The sequence below is a fragment of the Candidatus Erwinia dacicola genome, assembly GCF_001756855.1.
Classification (GTDB): Bacteria; Pseudomonadota; Gammaproteobacteria; order Enterobacterales; family Enterobacteriaceae; genus Erwinia; species Erwinia dacicola.
This window is the reverse complement of the sequence record NZ_MAYS01000533.1, coordinates 1-3,091: the sequence shown is the minus strand read 5'-3', so window position 1 is coordinate 3,091 and position 3,091 is coordinate 1. Positions and strand designations below refer to the sequence as shown.

Below are 3,091 nucleotides of genomic sequence, written 5' to 3'. Positions count from 1 at the left end.
CTGGTCGGACGTAAAAGCCGTATTTATCTGACGAAGAAGGTTTTTTCTAAAGACTCTGCCGAAGTTGCCGCCGCTATTATCTCGATGCTGAGCGGCTATAAGGACGTCTGTCACACAATCACGTTCGACAACGGCAGGGAGTTTACCCGGCACAAGGAAGTCGCTGACGCGTTGGAAGCGGAAACCTACTTCGCTCATCCATATGCCTCGTGGCAGCGCGGGCTAAAGGAGAACACCAATGGGTTGTTGAGGCAGTTTATCCCGAAAGGAACTGACCTGACGGCAGTGACGGATGACGAGCTCCGCAAGTACCAGGGAGCACTGAATAGCAGGCCACGGAAATGCCTTGGGTTCCGGCAACCTTCAGTGGTCTTTGTAGAGCTAAAACAGGCGGCTTAGCGTTGCACTTCAAACTTGAATCCGCCTTTTAGCGTTTTATTCAGCAGTGGCTGGCGCAGGACCCACGTCCGGCCTATCGTAAAGGGGAAGAACCCGATCGTGAATACCCCGCCTGACTGCTGGAATTCAACGTGCGCTGACGCGTTACGCTCAGCGGCACCGAGGTAGTTGCCATCGACCCACGTTAATTTCTCCCGGCATCTTTTGAGTCACCTGTCGCGCTGGTACACTAGCGTCCACGTTTTTTTGGCTCTCTGCGTTCATATGGAATCTTAACTTATGCGTACTACTCAATATTTGCTTTCCACTCTTAAGGAGACACCTGCCAACGCTGAAGTGATCAGCCACCAGCTGATGCTGCGCGCCGGGATGATCCGTAAACTGGCTTCCGGCCTGTATACCTGGCTGCCGACGGGTGTGCGCGTGCTGAAAAAAGTTGAAAATATCGTGCGTGAAGAGATGAATAACGCCGGTGCGATTGAGATTTCCATGCCGGTGGTGCAGCCTGCGGATTTGTGGCAGGAGAGTGGACGCTGGGAGCAGTACGGCCCGGAGCTGCTGCGTTTTGTTGATCGCGGCGAGCGCTCGTTTGTTCTCGGCCCAACGCACGAAGAGGTGATTACCGATCTGATTCGCAACGAGCTGAGTTCTTATAAGCAGCTGCCGCTGAACCTGTTCCAGATCCAGACTAAATTCCGTGATGAAGTGCGCCCGCGCTTTGGCGTGATGCGTTCACGTGAATTCATCATGAAGGATGCCTACTCGTTCCACACCACTCAGGAATCGCTGCAGGAAACCTACGACGCAATGTACCGCGCCTACAGCCAGATTTTCACCCGTATGGGTCTGAACTTCCGCGCGGTGGATGCCGACACCGGTTTGATCGGCGGCAGCGCTTCGCACGAGTTCCAGGTGCTGGCACAGAGCGGTGAAGATGATGTGGTGTTTTCTACCGAGTCAGACTACGCGGCAAATATGGAAAAAGCGGAGGCTGTTGCTCCTGCTGCTGGCCGCGCTGCTGCGACTCAGAAGATGACGCAGTTCGCTACGCCGAACGCCAAAACCATCGCTGAGCTGGTTGAGCAGTTTAATCTGCCGGTCGAAAAAACAGTGAAAACGCTGATGGTGAAAGCCACCAAAGAGAGCGGTCATACGCTGGTTGCCCTGCTGCTGCGCGGCGACCACGAGCTAAATGAAATCAAAGCAGAGAAGATTGATATCGTTGACTCGCCGCTGACTTTCGCGACGGAAGAAGAGACCCGTACGCTGGTCAACGCAGGCCCGGGATCACTCGGCCCAGTCGGTTTGAATATGCCTATCGTTGCGGACCGCACCGTTGCGGCAATGAGCGACTTCAGCGCGGGTGCCAATATTGACGATCAGCACTTGAAAGGCATCAACTGGGAACGCGATCTGCCATTACCGCGCGTGGCCGATCTGCGTAACGTGGTTGAAGGCGATGCCAGCCCGGACGGAAAAGGCACGCTGCTGATCAAACGCGGCATCGAAGTGGGCCATATCTTCCAGCTGGGTACCAAGTATTCCGAAGCGATGAAAGTCTCGGTGCAGGGTGAAGATGGCCATAACCAGACTATGACCATGTGCTGCTACGGTATTGGTATCACCCGTATCGTTGCCGCTGCCATTGAGCAGAATCACGACGAACGCGGCATCATCTGGTCCCCGACGCTGGCACCTTTCCAGGTGGCTATCCTGCCAATGAACATGCAAAAGTCATTACGCGTTAAAAAGTTAGCGGAAGAGCTCTACAGCACGCTGCGTGCTAAAGGCATTGATGTGATTCTGGATGACCGTAAAGAGCGTCCAGGCGTGATGTTTGCCGATATGGAACTGATTGGCGTACCGCACACCATCGTCATCGGCGATCGTAATCTCGATAGTGAAGAAGTAGAATACAAATCACGCCGTGAAGGTGAGAAGCGTATGTTCAAAACCAATGAAATTGTTGATTTCCTAGTGAGCGAGCTGGCGGTTTAAGATTCCCCCTCTGACTAACACCATCAGACATAAAAAAGCCACCGTACGCGGTGGCTTTTTCTTTTTAGCTCAGCGCTGCCAGAGCTTGGTCTTGTCCCTGTAACGCCCGCATTATCTGATGGCGCTGCAAATATGTGACTCAGGGTGTATTTAAACACCTCAATATCCTTCTTCAAGCTAGGCAGACGGATCTCACTGCGTTTTTTACCCGCTGCATTAGGCTGAACGGGTAGAGTCTTAGGACGTGGTGTAAATTTGGAAGGATGGTGAGAGCCATTGGCTTATCCGGTAAGGTAATGGTTAATTAGACAATTATCTCAGAAGGAGTCAACCGATGGCCGACAACAGCATGACATTCAGCAACACCCTGATGCAACTCGGCGGCGAGGACTTTCTGCGTGAACTCACCGAATTTATGCTCAACCGCATCATGGAGGCCGATGTCACTCAGCGCATCAACGCAGAGCCTCATGAGCGCAGTGACGAGCGGGAGACCTACCGTAACGGCTACCGTGACCGTCAGTACCACACCCGCCTCGGTACCCTGGACCTGCGTATACCGAAGCTGCGTGAAGGCTCGTACTTCCCGTCCTTCCTTGAGGCCCGCAGGCTGTCGGAGAAAGCACTGAACGCGGTCATCCAGGAAGCGTGGATAAACGGCGTCTCCACCCGTAAGGTTGACGCGCTGGTGCAG

3 protein-coding genes and 1 pseudogene are annotated in these 3,091 nt (G+C 53.8%); all 4 read left to right on the top strand.

Annotated elements, in window-relative coordinates; all coding sequences use genetic code 11:
• Positions 1-399 (top strand): IS30 family transposase (locus BBW68_RS13475; RefSeq protein ID WP_148127681.1); only part of this gene is annotated, 399 nt, incomplete at its 5' end.
• A gap of 32 nt (positions 400-431) precedes the next feature.
• Positions 432-539: pseudogene (locus BBW68_RS18090) on the top strand (tRNA (N6-threonylcarbamoyladenosine(37)-N6)-methyltransferase TrmO); the annotation flags it as partial.
• A gap of 139 nt (positions 540-678) precedes the next feature.
• Positions 679-2,397 carry a proline--tRNA ligase gene (gene proS / locus BBW68_RS13470; RefSeq protein ID WP_070135746.1) on the top strand — a complete coding sequence of 573 codons (1,719 nt, stop codon included), beginning with the start codon at positions 679-681 and terminating at the stop codon, positions 2,395-2,397.
• A 334-nt stretch (positions 2,398-2,731) separates the two neighbouring features.
• The coding region (locus tag BBW68_RS13465; RefSeq protein WP_186821231.1) for a transposase at positions 2,732-3,091 on the top strand (360 nt) is incomplete at its 3' end.